Consider the following 22855-nt stretch of genomic DNA (forward strand, 5'->3'; position numbering starts at 1 on the left):
ATATCAGGTAATGTATCCGTAAGGGCTGTCCTCATAGTAATACGCCAGTTCAGAGGTTGAATCTGCATTTGTCTCTGAGCCAAAAAGCATACTTGAAAGCGTTGGCTTGTTCATGTAGACTATTGTCGGATCCTCTATTCCTGCAAGATCCGCTGCAATGTCAAGAGCATCATAGAAATTACCCAGTTCATCCACAAGCCCAAGTTTCTTTGCTTCTCTGCCAGTGTAAATTCTACCATCTGCAAGACTTTTGACCTCACTGACACTCATATCCCTGCCTTCTGCCACATCCGCGACGAAATTGCTGTAAACTTCCTCTACAACCTTGTTGGCGTATTCTTTTTCATCATCGGAAAGTCCTCTGGCAGGATTTCCCATGTCTTTGAACTCACCGGACTTTACGATGTAGTATTGTATGCCTTCTTTGTCATAGTATTCTGACAGATTCTGGAATTGCCATATAGTACCTATACTTCCGGTCATTGTTGACGGGTTAGCAACGATCAGGTCTGCCGGTGATGAGAGGTGGTAGGCTGCACTGGCTGCTGTACTTCCCATTGAGACAACTACGGGCACTCCGCTTTCACTTGCTTTTTTAACTTCTTCGTATGCTTCTTCACCAGCTGTTGAAGCTCCTCCTCCGCTGTTGACACGCAATACTATGGCTTTCACATCTCCGTCATTCAGTGCTTTTCTGATGTTATCAGAGATATCTTCCGAGCTGGCGTAGCCAAGTCCGCCTGGTACACTGCTAGTAACCAGAGTTCCTTCTATGTAAATAACAGCTATCTTATCGTTTGAAGAATAAAGGCTGCCGTTGAATGACTGGTAAATAACTGCAAAACTTGCGCCGATGACGAACAGGAGAACCAGGACAAAGGCAATATACTGCCATTTACGGCTTTTCTTCTTAACGACAGGAGTTTCACGGGATGGTTCGTAATAACCTCTTCCTGCTTTTGTTGTAGGTTCTGCCAATTTCTCCTTTACAGGAGTTTCTGAAGCAGCATTTACAGCTTCACTACTCTTAATGTCGTTTGAAGTCTTCTTTTCCGCCTGAGTTCCAGCTTCTACCCGAACAGGTTCAGAAGTTTCAACTCTAACAGACGACTCATCTTCAGCACTTGCTTCTATTTCAGTATCTTCGGATACGACGTTGGTCTGGATCTCGTCGTTCCCGTTTTTATCATAACTATACGGGTAAAGATGATATTCGACATCATCTTCTGTGTTTTTTTCTGAATTATCTCCGTTCATCTATTCGCTCCATCCCGCATATAAAATGTATTTGCACATTCAAAAAGCTTCCCTTGTGGCTAGCGAGCGAAATATATTTTATAATTGCACGCAATGCAACACACTATATATTGATCATATTTTTAGTGGAGATAATAAATGTCAAACATTCCTTCTGATAAACCCGTGCTTGTGACATGTGGTCTTCCGTATGCGAACGGAAAAGCGCATGTGGGGCACCTTAGAACATACATTCCCGCAGATATTTTTGTGAGATCTCTCCAGAAGAACTCACAGGAAACAACATTTGTATGTGGTTCTGATACCCACGGAACTCCTATTGTTGTGAATGCAGAGGAACTTGGTCTCACACCTAAAGAGCTTGTGCAGCAGTACCATACTCATTTTGATGAAGTTTTCAAGAAGATGGGTGTGAACTTTGATGCATTCGGAACAACCGATGATAAAGAGAACCACAACCGTACAACTGAGATCGTTGACAAGCTTATTGATAAAGGCTATGTGTATCCAAAGGTCATCGAGATAGCTTATTGCCCTCAATGTGACCGTTTCCTTCCTGACAGGTATGTTGCAGGAACATGTCCTCACTGTGGTGAGAAAGCACGTGGAGATGAGTGTGACCAGGGTTGTGGAAAACACCTGGAGCCTGGAGAGCTTAAGGAGCCCGTTTGTACAATATGTAAAGGTCCTGCTGAATACAAGGAACAGGAGCACTTTTTCTTCAAGCTGTCCGAGTTCAAGGACTTCCTCATGGAACACCTTGAGAACCTTGGTGGCACACTGAACGCACGTAATTATGCAATGGGCTGGATAAAGCAGGAACTTACAGACTGGTGTATTACCAGAAACCTTGAATGGGGTGTAAGGTTCCCGGGACACGATGACCTTGTCGTATATGTCTGGGTTGATGCACCTATTGGTTACATGGCTTTCACAGAAGAGTGGGCAGAAGCAACCGGTGGAGACTGGGAGAAATTCTGGAAAGGTGACTGTCCGATAGTTCACTTCATTGGTGGAGACATCATTTACCACCACTGCATTTTCTGGCCGGCAATGCTCAAGGGAGCAGACTACAGCCAGGCATCTGCAGTTGTTGCATCAGGTATGCTAAAAATTGAGGACAAGACATTCTCCAAGAGCCGCGGATATGTTGTATGGGTTGAGGAAGATTACCTTGACCATGGTTTCCACCCGGACCTTCTCAGGTACTATCTTGTAAGTTACACTTCACACACCAAAGAGGTCAATTTCTCATGGAAGATATTCCAGGACAAGATCAATACTGAACTTGTTGGTGTGCTGGGCAATTTCCTGTACAGGAACCTGCTCTTCGCTTTCAAGAACTTCGGTGAGATTCCTGAGGGAGATATTGATCTGGAGGTCATAGAGAAGATCAATTCAACCATTGAAGAAGTAATAAGAGCAAACTCTGAATATGAGTTCAAGAAGGCTGCTGATACTGCAATGGCCCTTGCATCATACGGAAATTCATACTTCCAGTCAAACGAACCCTGGAAGCTCATTAAAGAAGATAAAGCCGCCTGCGGAAAGGTTGTAAAGAACTGTATCCAGCTTGCTAAGGCACTGATCCTGCTGTTTGAACCAATGACACCAGGCAGCATGGAAGTTGCATGGAAGCAGATAGGCATGGATTCAGATGTCCATGAAGTTACATACGAGGAAGCAACCGTTCCTGTTGTAAGCGGAACAAAACTCGCCAAGCCTGAAATTCTGTTCACCAAGCTTGAGGATGACAAGATAGCACAGATGGAAGCAATATCATCAAAGCGCGTAAAGGCAGCAATGGCAAAAGAAGCAGGCATTAAGGAAGTAGAAATAATGGAATATAAAGACGAAATAGAATATGATGATTTTGCAAAACTTGATATCAGGGTTGGTAAGATCGTTACCGCTGAGAAGATCAAGAAATCAAAGAAACTCCTGCGTCTTCAGGTTGATATAGGAGATGAGGAACCAAGACAGGTTGTTGCAGGTCTTGCAGAGTACTACGAGCCTGAAGAGATGGTAGGTAAGGTAGTGAATGTTCTTGTAAATCTGAAGCCTGTAAAGCTCTGTGGCGTTGAATCACAGGGAATGCTTTTGGCAGCAGATGCCGGTGAGAGAGTTTCACTGCTGACAACTGACAAGGATATGGGACCCGGTTCCTGCATCAGATAATTTTGTCTTTTTGGCAGGGGTGCATTCCGCACCTATTTATCTTTATTTTCTCTTTTTAATTTAGTTTCTATAAATCTTTGTATTATTCTTTGGTATGATATTTTTATTTATGAATAATTTATATAATGCATATACTAATGCGGAACAATTACAAAGTTGCTCTTTTTGCTTCTTTTTATGTTCTATTGATTAACTGAGGCTACAAAAATGGAAATGGAAAAAAGGGACCTTGTCCTTCATATAATTCTTTTTGTATCTTCAGTTCTTTTGATGATCCTTTTCAGTTATCTTATCTTTTCATCCAGTTTTCACAATATTGAGGAGCGTTATGCTATGCATAATACGCATATGGTAATCGATGACATAGAAGATGACCAGGTGCAGGTTCTTAGGTCAAGCGCTTCAAATTTGGCACTTTATGCACAATATGAAATACAAGGCCCGGATTTCAATGAATTTGAGGATACGCTGTATAATAATGAATTGCTTGTAAATCATAATGTAGAATCTTTATTGATCTATAATACGACTTCGAAATCTCCTCTTTTTGAGTATACTATCGATGAAGTTCCTTCTCCCACAGATCTTGAAACTTATTTAGTATCCCATCCTGAAGTATTTTCTAAATGTATGGATACTGGCTCAATTTCAGGTCTTGTCTTTCTTCCAGAAAGAACCTTGGTAGTTGCAATGAAATGCTTTTCTTCTGGAAGTGGAACAAATGGAACAAGTATGGTAATGGTTGTTTGTCATACAATTGATCTGAATAAATTAGGTATTACTCAAGACGGTGCAATTTCTATTGCTTTGGAAGATATCGATCCTCATTTTGAGATGAATGGAGAAGTACCAGGTAATATAGCAGGTGAAGCTTCTGTTGGTAGTTTTGAAGAAGGAAGTCCCGCAGGAATGATTACTTTATATGATATCATGGGGCATCCTGTCAAAATGTTAAAAGTAGGAACAATGGGGCAGACAGAAGCCGAAGGAATTCAATTGATTTCTCTACTGGCTTTTTCATTATTAGCTATAAGTTCTATTGAACTTTATATTCATATCTATCTGGCAAAGAATATGAATTATGCCAAATTCAACCAGCTTATTCACGGACTTGGAAAAATTCAGAAGAGTGGGGACCTCACATCCAGAATTGAAATAGAAGGTGATGATGAGGTCAACTGGCTGGCCGGTGATATCAATAATATGTTGACATCACTTGAAGAAAAGGAAGGAAAATACCATTCTCTTTTTGAACAGTCAAATGATGCAATCATTATTTTTGGCCGGGGAGCTTCACTGGTTGATACAAACTCCAAGACCTCTGAATTGCTTGAATACGAGAAACCTGAGCTTTTTGAGATTGATATCACTTCTTTGTCTCCCGAGGGATATTCTCCTAATCTGGCTGATATCTATGAGCAGACAATTAGGGATGGTTCTGTCAGGTCAGAGATTAAACTGAAACTTTCCAGCAAAAGAGAAATTCATGCAGGTATCAGTTCTTCGGTGATTGATAAAGAAAAAGGTACGGTTCAGGTGATTATCCGGGATATAACTGAAACTAAGGTTTATGAAGAAGCTTTGTTGAATGCAAAGATCGAAGCTGATGCTGCTAACCATGCAAAAAGCCAGTTCCTTGCCAATATGAGCCACGAACTGCGTACTCCTTTGAATTCAATTATCGGTTTTTCAGACATGCTTCTCCTGAAGTCATTTGGTGATATCAATGAAAAGCAGGAACGTTACCTTAACAATGTTTCAAGCAGTGGAAAACACCTTCTTAATGTAATTAATGACATACTTGACCTGTCTAAGATAGAGGCAGGTATGATGGAGATGAATACCGATGATGTTGATGTTTCTGAATTAGTGAATGAGGTTATAGGAAATATTTCCTCTCTCGCAGTTAGAAAGAATCTCTCTCTTAAGTCTAATATTGATGAGCAACTGACAATCATCAAAGCTGACAGAACTAAAATCAGACAAACACTTCTCAATCTCCTGAGCAATGCGATGAAGTTTACTCCTGAGAATGGAAATGTTATCGTGGATGTTCGAAAAAGTGGAAAATATGCTATATTTTCAGTAAAGGATACAGGCATTGGTATATCAGAGTCTGACCTGAATTCTCTTTTCCACGAATTCACTCAGGTGGATTCTGCCCATAATCGCAAGTATCAGGGAACCGGACTAGGACTTGCTCTTGTAAAGAAGTTTGTGGAAATGCATGATGGCATTGTGTGGGTGGAAAGTGAACTGGGTAAAGGTTCTTGTTTCTACTTTGAGATTCCTGTTGATGGGAATGAATGATATTTCTGCAAATTCCGGAATCCTATTTTTTATTTATATCTCTATTTTTTATAGAACCTATGCATAATATGTGAAAATTTTTTATGTAATCTCTTCAAAAATCAAAAACTAAAAATATATCTATAACATGTTATAAGTAGGTATACGTATGGCTTTGAGTACTGAGAAAAGAAATGTAACTTTGTATCTCGATGGTGGAAAAAAAGTTCCAGCGATTGATTTCATTAATTCACTTCAACATCTGCAAAATATCCTTTATCATGTAGGAGATTATGTATTTGGAAATGGATGTCGTACAAGTGGTGTTTTTCCTCAGGAAGTCAAGGATTCATGCACTCTACTTTTTAAAGATATCAAAATGGGCAGTGTTGATGCAGAGCTGATAATTGGCGATGAACAAATTAGTATTACAGATGATGGGACGTTGGGGGAGATGGCAATATGTGCCACAAATGATCTTCTCAAAGCCATATCAAAAAAAAGTATGTCAAAAGAAGAATTGTATCCTATAATAAACGACCCTCATCGTCTCAATAAATTACTAAAAGAATTCTATTCAATATGTCCGGATACAGGCTCATCCAAAACAGTTTCAATTGGTTTTTGTGGTGAGACTCCGACTGAACTTTCATCCTATCATAAAGAAAAATTACATGAGTTAATGAATAAACCAGCCGAAGAATATGAAAAAGAAATATTTGGTTGGGTATTTGATTTGAGAGTTGATCAACAAAAGAAGATTATGGTTGATACTCCTGAGGGACAAATAAACTGTTTCTATGATAGCGAAATAGAAAATGATGTTAGAGAATATATTGGTAAGTTTGTAAGTGTGAAGGGGACAATGAAACCGCATAATAAATATTATGCTATGTATATTGACAGCGAAGACTCTATTGAAGAATGCACTGATTATTCCCTTAAGCAAATGAGAGTAACAGATGAGCTGAAAACACTTCTAAAAGATGTACTACTTTTGATGGAAAGAGAAGATGACTGTTATGTTGCTTCAAACGATGACTTAGGAATTCTAGCTGTAAGTAATAGTATGAAAGGCGTAATAAAAGAAGCTGAAGAACAGTTGTTTATACTCTATAAAGAATATGTTTTAACTGATGATAAACTAGCAGATAGCGGAGAGATTCTTTCAGAAAAACTAAAATCAATTGCAGGTGGTTCTAGTGGTTACCTTTAAACCTAAGGACATTGAAACTGCGTTATCTAAAAAAGGTTTCCATGCTAAACCGGACAGTCATCATCGTTTATATGTTTATTATTTAGAAGATGGAAAGATAGCTTCAAGGACATTTATAAGTCATGGAAAAAAGGAGTATGGTAATATTCTGTTAAATAGAATGAAAAACCAGCTTCATCTTAGTAAAGAACAGTTACATGACCTAATAAAATGTCCTTTAACAAAGGAAGAGTTGGAAGATATCTATGAGAGCAAAGAATGATTTTTCTCTGATCATTCTATAAATATTTTACTTTTTTCGTTACTTCTATTATAACGCTCTGAAAAATCAGCAACATAAACAAACTTGCCTTTTCTGATATTGTTGGGTTTTTTCAGATATTTCTCATTTTTTTTGTTCCTGAGGTCTCACTTTTCCTCCAAAACCATCTCAAGATAAGATGTCCTGATGGAATCCTCTTCTCCCATCTCAAAATTAGCCAAAAATGAGAATATCTGTTTTCGGTGGCCTTCTATATCGGATTCGGCACCTATCTCCACTTCCATGAATTCGCCAAGTCCTTCGACTTTGTCAAGACAGATGGTCATACCCTTGTACTTGTAGATCTCTCTTGTTTTCCTGACAACACCGGACTCACGGAATCCAAGCGCAAGCAGGATGCTTTGGGTTGTTCCACCGTCTACTTCGGTCTCGAATTCTTCTCTTGTTTTGGATAGAGTATCCAGTTTTTTGCCTTTGTAGGTCATGACAGACCTGCCATCAACGGAGCGTATCCTAAGAGCTTCATCCGTTTTGGCAAAATCCCTGTCCGGGGAATTAAAATAGGTGTCGCAGTGGTGCTGGACACCCACAAAAACAGCACCCATGGTCGACAACTGCTCTTTTACCTGCTGGTGGTCGGCACGGGCTTTAACTTCAATTTCTAACATTTGTGCAACTTCTTATTCTGGTACGAACTTAGTACCGTAGTAGATCATACCGCGTTCTCCGGCCTGTCCAAGCTTCCTGAACACAGGTTTGACCTTCATGCCTATCTTCACTGTCTCAGGCTCGCATATGATCTGGCTTGTGAGGCTTGGTCCTTCATCCAGTTTGATAATTCCAAGGACATAAGGTGTCTGGTTCTCAAAACCTTCAGCAGCAGTGTGGATCACGGTGAACGTCACAACCTCTCCGTTGCCGGAGAATTTGTAATCCTCTATCTCACCTTCACGTCTGCAAGCAGGACACATGTTACGTGGCGGGTAGAAATATTCATCGCATTTCTTACAGTGCGTACCTACAAGGTTGTACCTGGCTATCTGTTTTCTCCAAAATCTTGGTACTGACATGATGATCACCTGTTCCTCGAGAATATGTGTACAACAGCAGTCGCACCGGAACCTCCCACGTTGTGGGTCATTCCAATCTCTGCTCCGTCAACCTGACGTTTTCCTGCTTCTCCGCGAAGCTGCTCTACGATTTCAACAGCCTGCTTAACACCGGTAGCTCCTACAGGGTGTCCGCATGATTTGAGTCCTCCTGATGTGTTTACAGGTATCCTTCCACCAATTGCGGTCTCACCGTTCTGTGTTACGATTCCACCCTCACCTTTCTTAGCAAAGCCAAGGTCTTCAATTGCACAGATCTCAGCTATTGTGAAACAATCATGCACTTCTACAAGGTCAATGTCCTTTGGCTGTAGACCTGCCATTTCATATGCTCTTTTTCCTGCTGCAACACTTGCATCAAGGGTTGTAATGTCCCTGCGGTCGTGCAGTGCAATTGTATCTGACGCCTGTGCGGTTGCCTTCACATAAATAGGAGTATCTGTGTATTCGTGTGCCACGTCTGCAGGTGCAAGCACAACAGCAGATGCACCGTCTGTGATTGGCGAGCAGTCGAATATATGAAGTGGGTCTGCCACCATGATGGATTTGAGTACTGACTCAACTGTAATTGGGGTTTTGTACTGGGCAATAGGGTTGTGCTGACCATTCTGGTGGTTCTTTACAGCAACCCGGGCAAGCTGTTCGCTTGTTGTTCCGTACTTGTGCATGTGCATTCTTGCGATCATTGCATAAAGTCCTGGGAACGTTGCACCCATGATACCTTCCCATTCCCTGTCTGCTGCTGCTGCAAGAGCTGATGATGCCTTTGGTGAAGGTACATCTGTCATCTTCTCAGCTCCTGCTGCGATAACGATGTCATCCATTCCTGAAGCCACAGAATATATTCCCTGTCTGAGTGCAAGTCCACCTGAAGCACAGGCAGCTTCTACACGGGTTGAAGGCACATGAATGTCTTTTGCAAGGCCCGAATAATCAGCAATAAGAGCACCGATATGTTCCTGCTCTACAAACTGTCCGCCGCTCATGTTACCGACAAACATCGCATCTATCTTCTCACCTACAACACCGGCATCACTTACAGCACCTACACCGGCTTCAACTACAACGTCTCTGAAAGAACGGTCCCACAGTTCACCAAAAGTTGTGTTCTTAACACCTATGATTGCTACATCTCTCATTTTCCACACCTCATGCTATCTTTATCTTACCCTTATGCCTGGCATACGTTGCGTAGTCTACATAGATCGGGTCTGCAAGAAGCTCTTCGACTTTCGGTGCATTGTCACGTATCTCATCTATCTTGTCGGTGACTGTTATGCTGAAAGCATCTCCACCGGCACCTGAACCGAATGCAGTTGCAAAGATACGGTCTCCTGGTTTTGCCTGGTCAAGTGTTGCTGCAATTCCCATCATACATGAGCCGGAATATGTGTTTCCAAGTCTTGGAACAACAAGTCCTGGTTTTATCTGTTCCTTGCTGAATCCAAGCATCTTGGCTGCACGGCTTGGGAACTTTCCATTTGGCTGGTGGAACACTGCATAGTCATAATCTTCAGGTTTTGTTTCCAGCTTGTTCATGAGTCCCTTTGCAGCGTTTGTTACGTGCTTGAAGTATCCTGGCTCCCCTGTGAATCTTCCGCCATGTTCCGGGTATGGCATTCCTTCACGTCTCCAGAAGTCAGGAGTGTCAGTTGTAAAAGAGTATGTGTCCTCGATAATTGCCACAAGTTCAGATTCCTTGTTACCGATGACATATGCTACACCACCGGCTGCTGCGGTATATTCAAGTGCATCTCCCGGTGCACCCTGTGCCACATCAGCACCGATGGCAAGTCCAAGATCGATCATTCCTGAGCTGACCAGACCCATACATGCCTGGACTGCTGCGGTTCCTGCCTTACAGGCAAATTCAAAATCAGCTGCAGTCAGCACCGGAGTTGCTCCTGTTGCTTCTGCTACAATAGTACTGGTAGGTTTTACGGCATAAGGGTGGCTTTCAGAACCGGTGTATACCGCACCTATTCTCTGCGCATCTATGTCTGACCTGTTTACTGCAGCCCTTGCAGCCTCCACTGCAATAGTAGCTGCATCTTCATCAACATCAGGAACTGCTTTCTCGTTGACCATCAGTCCTGCTTTGAGAATCTCTGCATCGTCTCCCCATACGCGGGCGATGTCATCTACTTTTATTCTATATTTTGGTACATAGGCACCATATGAGACTATCCCTACACTCATCTTAACACCATTCAAATGTGCATTTAGTGGTATTTACTCGATTACATGGTATTCACTGTATTTCTTCAGCGCTTCTACCATATCGTCAATATCCATTGTCGTTGCAAGTAGGGGGATCCTGTCAATCTCAGCCATTTTTTTAGCCATCAGATGCACTTCGTTTCCTCGCAGGCCATGTATTACAACAGCCCCGGGTTTCAGGTTTGTAACCCTTATGGCGACCATTGGTGATTTTCCAGTCGTGACCTTGGTGAATATCATTGCACGTTCAGTACTCCATCCGTAGAGTTTCTGGAACTCATGGGATGAAAGTTCAAGAATAGCCTTTTTACTGTCAACAACAGTAAAACCGTAAAGTGGTTTCTCTATTCCTTTGTTAACGATGTCTGCCTCAATGATATTGGCAAGTTTTGCAACCTGCATGGGAAATGTGTATTCGTAGGTGGCGTAAATGGCCTTAGACTTTTTGTCTGCGAAAAGTATCCCCTCATAAGCATGAATTTTCTGTCCTCCCCTCTGTGCGTCAATTTCGAGGAGCGCATCGACTATTCTGCTCACAATAAGCGTTCCCGGAGATTTCCTCCTGCCGCTTTCATAGTCGCTGATGACCGAAGGAGATACACTCAGATAACCCGAAAGGTCGGTCTGTGCGATCTCGAAGTTCAATCGCCATTTTTTCAGGGCTTCGCCAGGCTTCTCTGACAGCGTAATCTCGCCTGCCATCTTTTCTGCAAGACGCTGGCGAACCATATCATGCGATTCGTCTTCACTCATGCTTTATATTCCTAAGGGTTGATTACCATATATATTTAACGAATACAAGTTCGTTTATTGTCGATGTATTTCGATTCAAACCATTTCCTTATTTATAGTATGTTATATATCAACTATAAAAATATGTTTCTTAAAAACGAAAAAATAAAAATAACTGTGTCCGAATTATCCATGTATTTTTCCTGTGAAAGGAAATTATATTATTCATGCCGCGGCCACGAGCAGTTCCATTCTTCCTCTCTTAGCTATATAGAACACCTTGTATTAAAGGAAATGGCTATGAGGTATTCCGAGGTGTTGAATGGCTCTTCGTCAAAAGACGATGTGTTATCCACAGACTTAGATTCCCTGCTTTTGCAGGTGATGGATGACTTGAGTATGATCTATCCTGATGAAGTCTCAGGAGTCACGCCGGAAGAAATGAACGAAATTGCTGAAAATGTTCGCTCTTATTTGCCAGAGATTCAAGAGAATCTTTCTGAGCAGACAGAAAACCCGGAAATATCCAAAATTGCAGAATTAATTTCTTCTTCAGATGATGAACCATATCTCCAGTCTGAAAAGCTGAATGTTACAGGAGTTCCTTACAGGCTTCTCATCATTGATGGATTCTTTGTTCCTGTGATGATAAAAACATCCAAAGCTCCTGAAAATGGTGTCTGGAACAACGACAGATTACATGTTACATCCTTTGCAATGCTTGCGGAAGAAAAGCATGGAATTCCTATAAAATCCGGTCTTGTGATCTATGCAAAATCAGGTAATTTCAGAAAGGTAAACATCCATTCAAATGACAGAAGGCAGGTCTTAAAAGGAATCAGTCGTGCAAGGAAAATAAAAGATGGTAAAATGCCGGACAAAAATGAGAGTGCATTGTGCGCCAGTTGTGAATTTTCAGATATGTGCAACGTGAAAGCTTCACTTGTTTCTAAGTTATTATGAATCTTTGAATCGGAAGTTCAGATGAGCAAAATTATTGATTTAGGGTTTGTTGCTCTGTAAAAACCATGTAAATATGAGTGACACAAATGTTGCTCATTTTTGTTTCCATAAAAACAACCTATAATCTAATACAAAGTAACCATTCGCCGAAGGCGGTGTATTCCGATGCTGCTGCGCAGAAGATTATTACAAAGACTATTGCCTTTATACAGAGAATTCTACAGAAGTTCTAAGAAGAAAGTACAAGGTATTTGCAGATTATTTTGTTTTGTCTTTTTGGAAAGTGCCGGCTTCGCCGGACCCTTCGGGATCATTCAAGTAATTCACAATATACTGATAGAATATAATGGCCGGATATCTATAAAGCTGAATTTGCCAAAAAGCATTTAAGACTTAAATATCTAGGATGACAGAATGTCCAAACCTCTTTACCTTGGTGAACTGCTCCTTTACTGGTGCCCTTCATGTAACGTTCCTGTACTTGGAAAAGAATGCTCCTGCGGGGCAAAGACAAAACAGGTAACTATTACTCCTCCGGGAGATATCAGACCTGCTTTTCCGTATGAAATTGAGCTTATCAATAAGATCTCTGTTGAACAGTTCAATGCACCGCTTATCACAGACCAGCGCACAGTTGTACTTAACAAGTCTCCCTATGACGACCGTATGGAAGAGGTTATTGTAGATGGTGAGGTCATAGGCAGCATACGTTTTGAGCTTGAGCAGCTTAAATGGACCCTTCTTCTGAGAATTAATGGTGCTAGACGCATATTTGGTAATGCGGATCACAAGACCCTGAGTAACTGGGTTATGATTGATGCAGGTGCCGAGAAGTTCATTCTCGGTGGCTCCAGTGTGCTTGCTCCAGGTATAAAGGATGCTGATCCTTCTATATTGGAAGCTGAAGAAGTAGTTGTCCTTACACATGAAGGGAAAGTCCTTGGTGTAGGCCGCACCCGCATGACCGGGGAGAAGATGCTCGAAAGAGGAAAGGGCGTTGGTGTAAAAGTGAGGTTCAAGGAGGAACCCGCTGAAATTAAAGTTCCAGAGGGTGGACAGACCTGGGATGATGTTGTAAAAGCCAACGAGAGCTACATGAATGATTTCATTGAACGTTCCCACAAATTCATTAAAAATGTATCTTCATCAGTAGATCGTCCGGTCACAGTATCCTATTCAGGAGGAAAAGACAGTCTTGCAGTTCTGCATCTTGTAAGTGAGTGTCTTGATGAGTACGACCTTCTGTTTGCAGATACAGGTATTGAGTTCCCTGAAACCGTTAAGAATGTACATGATGTTGCAGAGGCTTATGGCAGACCTCTGAATATGCTGGACTCAGGAAACGCTTTCTGGGATTCAGTTGACAGTTTCGGTCCACCAAGTGTCGAGGTTCGCTGGTGCTGTAAAGTGTGTAAACTTGGACCGATTACCCAGATAATCAATGATAATTACGATAACGGATGTCTCACTTTCATCGGACAGAGAAAGTATGAGTCTGACACAAGGGCAAAGAGCGAACGTGTCTGGAAGAATCCATGGGTAGGCAATCAGGTAGCAGCCGCTCCTATACAGAACTGGACTGCAATGCATGTCTGGCTCTATATTTTCAAGAATGATTTGCTTTACAATCCACTTTATGCTGAGGGTTTTGACAGAATTGGTTGCTGGTTGTGTCCTTCATGTTCCGTTGCCGATCTTTACAGACTCAAGGAAACTCACCCTGAAATGGAGAAAAAGCTTAACAACTACCTGCTTTCCTATGCAGAACGTATGGGTCTTTCCGAGGAATGGGTTAAGCATGGCTTCTGGAGATGGAAGGACCTGCCTGCTCCTTTGAAAGAGATTGCAAAGAAAAAGGAGATCAATCTTGTTCCACAATGCAAGAACGAACATAATCTGCATTTCACTGTGACAACTGGCTATCGTCCATGCAAGCAGGGTGGCATCTCCGCAGAAGGTGGTTTTGATGGTCCTGTTGACATTAACAGACTGGAACTCACCGGAATGCTGGAAGCTGTTGGAAATACCTCATACATGGAAGGCGTTGCAATGGTTACTGAAGGTGAGAATCGCGCTCAGGTCTTTGCTTCAGGTAGTGTGACCGCCAGAGCTGATTCAGATAGGGATGCCCGCAAACTCATGAAGAAAGTGGAACTTTCTGTCAGAAGAGCTATTCTTTGTAGTGGTTGCGGTGTTTGTGTGGGCAAGTGTCAGAACAGATCTATAAGAATGAAAAAGGGTTTGGCTATTATCAATGATAAATGTACACATTGCGGTGAATGTATTGGTGTATGTCCTGTTGTGAAGTTCAATTCTTGATCCTGACCAGAAACCTTTTAGTATATATTCGCCAATCTTATACGGTGATTTTTTGGTAAAAAGAGCACTGCTCAGCGTTTCTGATAAAACCGGAATTGTAGATTTTGCTCGCGGACTCGAGAAACTTGACATACAGATTATCTCTACCGGCGGAACTGCCCGCATGCTTCGTGACTCAGGTATTGAGGTCATGGACGTGTCTGATGTAACCGGGTTCCCGGAAATGATGGGCGGCAGGGTAAAAACTCTCCACCCAAGGATCCATGGTGGAATTCTCAGTATAAGAGATGACCATGATCATATGGGAGAGGCCCAGAAAGCAGAAGTAGAAATGATAGACCTTGTAGTAGTCAATCTTTATCCATTCGAGATAACAGTTTCAAAAGAAGGCGTATTGCTTGATGAAGCTATTGAAAACATTGACATTGGCGGACCTGCTATGCTCAGGTCGGCAGCTAAGAATTATCGTTATGTAAGTGTTGTGTGTGACCCGGACGATTACGGTCATATATTGAAGGAGATCCGTTCCACAGGAGTTGTGTCACAGGAATCAAGAGAAAAACTCGCAGTGAAAGCTTTCAGACACACTGCAGATTATGATGCTACCATAGACACTTACCTTAGCAAGGAACTTCTTGGTGAGGACGTATTGCGTCTAAGCTATAAAGATGGAGTAACTCTAAGATACGGAGAGAACTGGCATCAGGATGCGAAATTCTATAAAGAGGATGGTATAACCGGTCCTTCACTTGCAAATGCAAAACAACTTCATGGGAAGGAACTTTCCTATAACAATTATATTGATGCAGACAATGCTCTCAAGACCGTAAAAGAGCTCTCTTCTTCCAACCCGGCAGTAACGATTGTAAAGCACAACAACCCATGCGGATTTGCAACCGGAAAAACGCTTTTGCAGGCTCTCAGTGCTGCCTGGGATGGCGATCCTATATCTGCTTATGGAAGTATCATCTGTTCGAATAAGGTTTTTGACCTGAAGTCAGCAGAATTCCTTAACGGCAAATTTGTGGAGATCATTCTTGCTCCGGGATTTGAACCTGATGCACTTGAGTATCTGAAAAATAAGAGTGCAAACCTGCGTCTTCTTGAACTGCCTGAACTGAACGAGCCTTTTGAAGTTGAAGACACGTACAAGTTCGTTATTGGTGGAATACTGAAGCAGTCATGTAATGTTGGTATCTATGACAAATGGGATTGTGTGACCGATGTTGCATATCCTGAAGAACTTCGTGCAGTATCTGAGTTTGCCCTTCACGCTTGTAAGTGTGTCAAATCAAATGCAGTTACCCTTGCATATGAGTATGATGACGGTTGCTACATGATGCTTTCAATGGGAGCAGGTCAGCCAAACAGAGTTGACTCTATCAGAAAACTTGCTGCAACCAAAGCACGCGAGAATCTCAAGGTAATGTATGATCGCGACAAACCAGATGTGTCATATGAGGATTACTGCAAAGATGTTTTCTCAAAATGTGTGATGGCTTCTGATGCTTTCTTCCCATTCGATGATAGTGTTGTGCACGCAGAAGAAAATGGTATAATGTATATTCTTTCACCCGGAGGTTCCATCAGGGATCAGGAAGTCATTGATACAGCTAACAGACTGGGCGTATCATTGGTATTCACCGGAATGAGACACTTCTTGCATTGAAGTGTTTCTCTATTTTTTATCTAAATTCTATCTAAAGTTATCTTTATTTAGCAGCAGTTTGCGCTTTTTGCATTTTTCTTTTGATTAAAGTTTATATCTATGTCAATTAAAATTTACAAACAATATGTAAAAATTGTCTTCTGCTGCTTTTTACGCAAAAACACTTATAACTCATTAACTAACTTTTATATTAATTAGTTACGTTTTGCTTATTGGTTGGTTGGATACATAATCAATATAAATTGAGGTGGAAAGTTGAAGTCTAAGGGGCTTTTAAGTATATTGACATTTTCAGAAAAAAGGAAGGATATATTATTCCTGCTTGAAGAAAAATCATGTACTTTATCCGACATCAAAGATTATTTTAACGTATCCTCTCCGGAAATTTCCCCGCGAATTAAGGAAATGCTGGAGCACAACCTGATAGAAAAAACAGATAAGGATTATCAAATAACTCCCATTGGTAAAGCTATAATCCACCATTTCAGACCTTTTCTGGATATTATTGAAACAATAGAGAAAAATGAGTCTTTCTGGGAAGAACATTATCTGGATGACATACCCCAGCATTTGCTTAACGACCTCATAGCTTTGAAAGAGTGTAATGTTGTGTCCGGTAGCATAGAGAATATCTATGAGTCTCACAAGATATTTGTGGAAAATCTCCTGAAATCATCAACCATCAAAGGCGTCTCCTCTATTTTCATACCAACATATCCTGATTTTGTAGTGGAGCTTGCTAAAAAGGATGTGCCGACCTCCTTGATACTGACTGAGAATGTATTTCAAAAGGTTAGGGATGAGCACCGTGAAAAACTTGAGTTCTATTTGAATGCTTCAAAAACTGAGCTTCATGTAATAGATGATGTAAAGCTTGCTTTTGTAGTTAGTGATCTGTTCTTCTCCATGTCCTTATTCTTTAATCCTGATACCTATGATCCCAGAGATGATCTTGTAGGCTATGATAAGGGTGCATTAAAATGGGGAAGTGACCTTTTCGATTATTATCTGGGTAAATCCCGTAAGGTCACATCCATTTGATCCTTCAGGCTATAAGCCCGCTTGCAATTGTTCTGAGTCCGACGATGGTGGTTGATTCACCATCTATCATGAACAGTCTTCTGGCAAGTCTGTTCTTTGTTTCAACATTCACAGGTTCTGCAAAGCTCTTAATGTACAGCAATCCTATGATGAAACTGTAACCAAGTATTATAGGCTCAAATGCCAGCGTTCCTGTAATAATCGATAATAGCAAGATCATGTGGGACAGGATGTGCAGACTGAACAGCATAATCTTTGCTTTCTTTTGTCCAAGGACAACTGGTAGTGTTTTGATTCCTGCCAGTGTGTCACCTTTTATGTCCTTGAAATCATATATAGCAGAATTTACAAAGAGCTTAAGGCCAAAATAAAGGAAGACTATTGCAGGTGCGAGCAGATCGGCTGCATAGATACCTGCGATACCTGCTATGAAAGCTCCCCATGTTGTGCCGACAACGATGTTCTTCATCCCAAGTCCGCCTTTAAGCTTGAGATTGAATTTACCTATCTTTGCACCTTTACTGTAAAGATAACCTGTTACAAGAGGAAGAAAAGCGAAGAATATAAGACCGTTTACCGTAAGGATTGCAGCTCCGGCCAAAAAGCAGATCAGTGAAATTATCAGGGCAGTCTTTTTCGAAGCTCCCTTGAGTTCCGGCCTGTTGGCCAGATCCTCTTCGGAATCCAATGCCCTGTCTAAAGTGTAGACAGCATAAATTATCAATCCTCCTGCAAGACAATTCAAAAAGACTGATTGTATATGGAGCAACAGGAATGCAATATGTATTCTCAATGCGCCTGAAAATGAGACCAGTACGGAACTTTTAAGAAGATTGACCGTAGGAGACGGATTAATGCGTGGCAGATTGTATTTTTGTTCGTATTTCTTTACTGAAAAACCCGGAAGACCTATTGTGCAGTTCGAGCTCATATCAATAAAAGGGCTCAAACTATCTAATATTATTTTTTGAGTATAATGTTATATCAATGAACTACTAAAGCTAACGCTATAATTGTTCAGGCAGAGATAAGAACCAGCTATAAAGTGCCTGCACTATTTGTTTGTACCTGTTATATGAATGCCACTAAGGCAACATCTTCGTAAACTTCTATAATTATTATGGTATTATTATTTATGTATATATAATTTTTGTAGGTGTTGCTTATACTGGTAGTAAAAAAAGAACTATCAATCTATTGTTAGTGAAAATTTACTATATATACGAATAGTTTCATTTTGCATCATGCTTGCAAATTTGGCAGATATGAGTAACACCATTAAAATCTGCCATTTTTAAACATCGGGATTATGGTATGGTGGTATTGGAGATGATATTCTGGATTTGCATATAGTTCCCGTATGCGATTTAACTTTTAAAAACAGGTGCGTGGCTCCTTATTATAATTCAAACGTCTATGGTCTGTCCTTGTATTTCTGCCTGAAGGGTTCGGAAAATGAGGAAATCATTACTTCTATATGCAACTATATAGTTGATGTCCTGCAATCTGTATATCCATTTGAAAGGTCTTTTTTTATCCTCTTTTTCTTCCCGGTTGCTTGATGAGGTAAAAAAGCTCCCATTTCATGCAAATGGGCCGCGTATAATGGTAGTCATCATGATAGGGTGGATGTCTTTTGCTGCATTGATAGTATCCTTCAGAAAAACAACTCCTGCAAATATTAAAGTCAGGATTAATTCAATCGATTGTGTCGTTCCCTGCTGCTTGCAATAGAATGTATCCGAAAGCTCCGAAAAACAGAGGAGCTATTGGTAGTGTTTTGAAACTGCTGTTCCATACTGCAAGGGAGCTTATCAGTGAAAGGATTCCGCATGTTATGAGTATGTACCCTGCGGTCTTTGTATCTATCTCTTTTTCAATATTATCTTTTAAAAGTTCATAGGCAGCCAGTCCTATACAGATAAAAGATGCAATAACCCAGCCAAGTGTCCTGATAGATGGCAGGAACCCTCCCATTGAAAGTAGTGTCATCTGCTTGATTATGCTGACAAAGATCGTCCCGTAAATAATGTCAAAATTAGCATAGAATACAGAGAATTTGATTCCCCATCCTTGAGAATATGCAGAATAAAAGTAAACTTCCCATGGTATGGCCAGACATATGAATGGCATTATTTTTCTCAAAAGCTTCATATCATCCGGTTTTATTCTCAAAAATCTCATAGTCGGATATTATATAATCTCTAATATATATTTTTATGCAAGGGGAAGTGCCTATATATTACCTTGTGTTCTATATATTCAAGTAATCTATAAACATAAATGAGGGATTTCAATAGAAACCAGAAAAGTTCAGCAAACAGGTGGTTCCACTTATATTATTTCTCTTCCAAAAACCTGGGCAGACAAAGTTGGCATAAAAACGGGTAGTAGAGTAACTTTGCAGCCTCAGCCTGATGGGAAACTGGTAATAGATCCTATACATGATGCTCCTCCGGTAAGGAAGATACAGATCGATGTTACCGGAAGCATGGGGGATGCGCTGACCAGGGATATGATAGCAGCTTATCTCGCAGGTTCAGATATTATTGAAGTAAAAGCAGACAGAATCCTGGCGGAACAGAAGAACATTATCCGCAGCATGTGTTACAAGCTTATAGGACCTGAGATAATCGAAGAAACTGCAAAAAAAGTGGTCATTCAGGATCTTTTAAATCCTGATGAAATCTCCATTAAAAAGAGTGTAAGGCGAATGTACCTCATCTCCAATTCCATGCATATTGACGCAATAAAAGCCATCAAGACACGTGATGCAGATCTTGCACTTGACGTAGATCAGAGGGATGATGATGTTGACAGGTTGTTCCTATTGATAGCAAAACAGTTCCGCTCAATATTGCGTGGCGCAAGGCTGCCTGATGCGGCGGAAACTTCAATTGATGAATACCATGATCTCAGGATGGCGGCTGGTCCTATTGAACGCATAGCAGACCATGCACGTAAGATTGCAAAGGTCACAACCGCCCTTAATGAACCAATCCCTGACGATATTATGGAAATGATCGAGTCAACATCTGAGATATCAAGGAAGGTTGTTGAGGATGCAATTGATGCGCTTTATAATTCTGATGTCGAACTTGCAAACCAGGTTATTGACAGGGTTGCCCGCATGTCTTCCATGATCCACAAATTAAATGCGGCTATTCTCAAGATAAATTCTTACGGAGCTGTGGTTGCCCTTGGAACAGTTGTTGACAGTATCGACAGGACAGGCGATTATGGCTCGAATATAGCTGAGATCGCTATAAATTCTGCAATGTCAAGAAATGTATGAGGCGAAAGATCCGCTTAATATGATGAAAACAGGAAATTTGCAGATTCAGATAATAAAAATTATATGCCAATGAGTGTTTATACTACTAAAATTATCCATAATTAAATATAATGCTACTTCACGGAGGGAATGAATGGGCGTAATCACATCGTTCAAGAGGAATTTTTCAGACCTATTTAAAAAACTGTTTAAAAAACAGAATGCCCGAATTGGAATATACGGCCCGCCAAATGCGGGAAAGACTACCCTTGCTAACAGGATCTTGAGGGACTGGACCGGTGATGCAATGGGGTCGGTTTCACACATTGCTCACGAAACAAGGCGAGCAAGGCGCAGAGAGGGTGTGACCATCAATACCAATGGCAGTTCCATAACTCTTGATATTATTGATACTCCCGGACTTGCTACAAAGATCGATTTCCATGAATTCATGGAACAGGGTATGGATGAGACAGAATCAAAGAGGCGTGCAAAAGAAGCTACAGAAGGTGTTATTGAAGCTGTCAAATGGCTTGAGAACCTTGATGGTGTAATTCTTGTTATGGACGCAACTGAAGATCCATTTACCCAGGTCAATGTGACAGTTATTGGAAACATGGAAGCAAGGAACCTTCCACTTCTTATTGTCGCAAACAAGGTGGATCTTCCTGAAGCATCTCCTTCAACCATCAGAGACGCTTTCCCACAGCATCCAATGGTTTCAATATCTGCTCTGGAAGGCAAGAACGTAGAAACTTTCTATGAAGAACTTGCAAAGAGGTTCGGGTGATCGCAATGCAGGGCTTCCAGATGGATCTTGTATCAGAGCACAGATTATCACAAATGTCACCTGTGGAAAAGGTCAGGTTTATTATTGATGAGGTAAAAAACGGAAAGATACTGGTCCTTGAAAAAGGTCTGAGTCCTGAAGAGGAGGCAAGCCTTATCGAGATGACAATGACTCTTATTGAGCCAGACGGTTTTTCCGGCATCGAGATGGAAAGTTACCCGTCAGAAGTGGATACTTCTTTCATAGGAAAGATCCTCAAAAAGAATGCTCTTAAGACGCGTCTGACTGTTATCGGACCCGCTGATCAGTTAAAGACCCTGAAAAAGGACCGCAATATGATCAGTGCACTCATTTCCACAAACAAGTAATTTGCGTGAAGCAATAAATGGGTCAGAATTCAAGTAAGGAATACGAAATATCACCATATCTCTCCCTTTCCTCTTTTGAGATGGGGAGGGATGATGTGAACGTAGTTTGTACCTACGGTAAAATATCCATATGGTTTGGAAGGCAGGTACCGGATATAGTTATAGGACAGATACTTCTTGGTATATCCAATATCGACCATTCGGCTGTTCATGAACTTGAACTCATATGTGATTTTGATGAGATAATGGAATATGAAAGCCACGGTTACGTCCTAGTGTCTTATGCAAAGTCAAAAGATGGCTACAGGACCACTTTCCACATTCCTTTTTCCAGCAAGAAAGCTCTTTTCCATCTTGCAGGTTCCATAACCGAAGAACTTAAAGATAAGGACACTGTCTTAGACTGCTACTGGACCGGCGATGACTCAGACATCATGCGTTTGTATGAAGAGTTGAGTAATATTGAAGGCTGGAAACTTAAAAGCATCAATTATAAGGACGATGCAAAAGAAAAACAAAGTGATCTTACAATTTCTGATTGATTTATTGAGGAACTCTTATGAAAGAAATCCACTTATCCGAATGTAAATACTTAACTTCTTCTATTTTATTGATGGCTGAACACCTTGAAAATGTAGCAAACAAACTTGACAAGGATTCTGTCAGGCAGATGCTTGAGGACATAATGGGTGCAAAGCGTATCTTCGTTATGGGAGCAGGTCGCTCCGGTCTTGTTGGAAGGGCATTTGCCATGAGACTTATGCACCTTGGCCTCACATCACATGTTGTCGGTGAATCAACAACTCCTGCAGTCAGCAAGGATGATGTTGTTATAGCGATATCAGGATCTGGTCAGACACGCTCCATTGCAAATCTGGGAAGAGTTGCAAAAGAGATCGGTGCAAAACTCGTTACCATCACATCCAACAAGGATTCTGTTCTTGGAGAGTTATCAGATACGACAATTGTTCTTCCCGGAAGGACAAAGGATGATGCAGGTGGCTATGTAGAACGTCACATGCGTGGTGAATATACTTATCTTACTCCTCTTGGTACTTCTTTTGAGACATCTTCAAGCGTTTTCCTTGATGCTGTTATTGCAGAGCTTATCTTCATTACAGGTGCTTCAGAAGAAGATCTCAAGTCAAGACACACAAATATTGAATAA

Annotated in this window: 21 protein-coding genes; 13 read left to right on the top strand and 8 right to left on the bottom strand. The window is 41.1% G+C overall.

The genetic code is table 11. The features are described 5' to 3' along the window. Positions 1–3 precede the first annotated feature (3 nt). Entirely contained in the window at positions 4–1257 is a 1254-nt protein-coding gene (gene sppA / locus BLP52_RS10500) for a signal peptide peptidase SppA (protein WP_091710443.1), read from the bottom strand. A gap of 138 nt (positions 1258–1395) precedes the next feature. Between sppA and metG the strand changes: the two genes are divergently transcribed. The 4 genes from metG (at position 1396) to BLP52_RS10520 (ending at position 7202) form a co-directional block, all read left to right on the top strand. Further along, positions 1396–3435 (top strand): methionine--tRNA ligase, encoded by a 2040-nt coding sequence (gene metG / locus BLP52_RS10505; protein WP_091710444.1) that lies wholly within the window; start codon positions 1396–1398, stop codon positions 3433–3435. Positions 3436–3642: 207 nt separating this feature from the next. After that, positions 3643–5745: a sensor histidine kinase gene (locus BLP52_RS10510; RefSeq protein ID WP_091710445.1), complete on the top strand. Its 2103-nt coding sequence runs from the start codon at positions 3643–3645 to the stop codon at positions 5743–5745. Positions 5746–5893: 148 nt separating this feature from the next. Continuing rightward, a complete protein-coding gene (locus BLP52_RS10515; RefSeq protein ID WP_091710446.1) occupies positions 5894–6940 on the top strand; it encodes a hypothetical protein in 1047 nt (348 codons plus the stop codon). Next, complete coding sequence (locus tag BLP52_RS10520; RefSeq protein WP_091710447.1) at positions 6927–7202, top strand: hypothetical protein; 276 nt, start codon at positions 6927–6929, stop codon at positions 7200–7202. Before BLP52_RS10515 ends, BLP52_RS10520 begins: the two co-directional genes overlap by 14 nt. Before the next feature lie 146 nt (positions 7203–7348). Here BLP52_RS10520 and cyaB read toward each other — a convergent pair whose 3' ends face one another. From cyaB to BLP52_RS10545, 5 genes are read right to left on the bottom strand one after another with little or no spacing between them, the layout of a single operon-like run. Continuing rightward, positions 7349–7870, bottom strand: coding sequence for a class IV adenylate cyclase (gene cyaB, locus BLP52_RS10525; RefSeq protein ID WP_091710448.1), 522 nt, complete (start codon positions 7868–7870; stop codon positions 7349–7351). A gap of 12 nt (positions 7871–7882) precedes the next feature. Continuing rightward, the gene (locus tag BLP52_RS10530) at positions 7883–8272 is read right to left on the bottom strand and encodes a Zn-ribbon domain-containing OB-fold protein (RefSeq protein ID WP_202905780.1); all 390 of its coding nucleotides are present in this window, start codon (positions 8270–8272) and stop codon (positions 7883–7885) included. 5 nt (positions 8273–8277) lie between these two features. Continuing rightward, complete coding sequence (locus tag BLP52_RS10535; protein WP_091710449.1) at positions 8278–9450, bottom strand: acetyl-CoA acetyltransferase; 1173 nt, start codon at positions 9448–9450, stop codon at positions 8278–8280. 10 nt (positions 9451–9460) lie between these two features. Further along, the gene (locus tag BLP52_RS10540; RefSeq protein WP_091710450.1) at positions 9461–10510 is read right to left on the bottom strand and encodes a hydroxymethylglutaryl-CoA synthase; all 1050 of its coding nucleotides are present in this window, start codon (positions 10508–10510) and stop codon (positions 9461–9463) included. A 33-nt stretch (positions 10511–10543) separates the two neighbouring features. After that, a complete protein-coding gene (locus BLP52_RS10545; protein WP_091710451.1) occupies positions 10544–11284 on the bottom strand; it encodes a helix-turn-helix domain-containing protein in 741 nt (246 codons plus the stop codon). A gap of 156 nt (positions 11285–11440) precedes the next feature. Here BLP52_RS10545 and BLP52_RS10550 point away from each other — a divergent pair, with 156 nt between their 5' ends. The 4 genes from BLP52_RS10550 to BLP52_RS10565 all read left to right on the top strand — a co-directional run bounded on the left by BLP52_RS10550 (position 11441) and on the right by BLP52_RS10565 (position 17255). Further along, positions 11441–12226 carry a CRISPR-associated protein Cas4 gene (locus tag BLP52_RS10550; RefSeq protein ID WP_162272974.1) on the top strand — a complete coding sequence of 262 codons (786 nt, stop codon included), beginning with the start codon at positions 11441–11443 and terminating at the stop codon, positions 12224–12226. Positions 12227–12640: 414 nt separating this feature from the next. Next, on the top strand, positions 12641–14545 hold the full coding sequence (locus BLP52_RS10555; RefSeq protein WP_091710453.1) for a phosphoadenosine phosphosulfate reductase domain-containing protein: 1905 nt from the start codon (positions 12641–12643) through the stop codon (positions 14543–14545). A 52-nt stretch (positions 14546–14597) separates the two neighbouring features. Then, the gene (gene purH / locus BLP52_RS10560; RefSeq protein WP_091710454.1) at positions 14598–16214 is read left to right on the top strand and encodes a bifunctional phosphoribosylaminoimidazolecarboxamide formyltransferase/IMP cyclohydrolase; all 1617 of its coding nucleotides are present in this window, start codon (positions 14598–14600) and stop codon (positions 16212–16214) included. Positions 16215–16469: 255 nt separating this feature from the next. Beyond that, on the top strand, positions 16470–17255 hold the full coding sequence (locus BLP52_RS10565) for a helix-turn-helix transcriptional regulator (RefSeq protein ID WP_091710455.1): 786 nt from the start codon (positions 16470–16472) through the stop codon (positions 17253–17255). Between the two features lie 4 nt (positions 17256–17259). Here BLP52_RS10565 and BLP52_RS10570 read toward each other — a convergent pair whose 3' ends face one another. Both BLP52_RS10570 and BLP52_RS10575 read right to left on the bottom strand, forming a co-directional pair. Further along, entirely contained in the window at positions 17260–18186 is a 927-nt protein-coding gene (locus BLP52_RS10570) for a UbiA family prenyltransferase (protein ID WP_091710456.1), read from the bottom strand. Positions 18187–18953: 767 nt separating this feature from the next. Further along, a complete protein-coding gene (locus BLP52_RS10575; RefSeq protein ID WP_162272975.1) occupies positions 18954–19388 on the bottom strand; it encodes a hypothetical protein in 435 nt (144 codons plus the stop codon). 163 nt (positions 19389–19551) lie between these two features. Between BLP52_RS10575 and BLP52_RS10580 the strand changes: the two genes are divergently transcribed. From BLP52_RS10580 to hxlB, 5 genes are all read left to right on the top strand, one after another. Then, the gene (locus tag BLP52_RS10580) at positions 19552–20550 is read left to right on the top strand and encodes a phosphate uptake regulator PhoU (RefSeq protein ID WP_091710458.1); all 999 of its coding nucleotides are present in this window, start codon (positions 19552–19554) and stop codon (positions 20548–20550) included. Positions 20551–20683: 133 nt separating this feature from the next. Beyond that, entirely contained in the window at positions 20684–21319 is a 636-nt protein-coding gene (locus tag BLP52_RS10585; protein ID WP_091710459.1) for an Era-like GTP-binding protein, read from the top strand. A 5-nt stretch (positions 21320–21324) separates the two neighbouring features. Beyond that, positions 21325–21687: a DUF2073 domain-containing protein gene (locus BLP52_RS10590; RefSeq protein WP_091710526.1), complete on the top strand. Its 363-nt coding sequence runs from the start codon at positions 21325–21327 to the stop codon at positions 21685–21687. Positions 21688–21704: 17 nt separating this feature from the next. After that, entirely contained in the window at positions 21705–22229 is a 525-nt protein-coding gene (locus BLP52_RS10595; protein ID WP_091710460.1) for a hypothetical protein, read from the top strand. A 17-nt stretch (positions 22230–22246) separates the two neighbouring features. After that, on the top strand, positions 22247–22855 hold the full coding sequence (gene hxlB, locus BLP52_RS10600) for a 6-phospho-3-hexuloisomerase (protein WP_091710461.1): 609 nt from the start codon (positions 22247–22249) through the stop codon (positions 22853–22855).

Source organism: Methanolobus vulcani (assembly GCF_900100715.1).
GTDB lineage: Archaea > Halobacteriota > Methanosarcinia > Methanosarcinales > Methanosarcinaceae > Methanolobus > Methanolobus vulcani.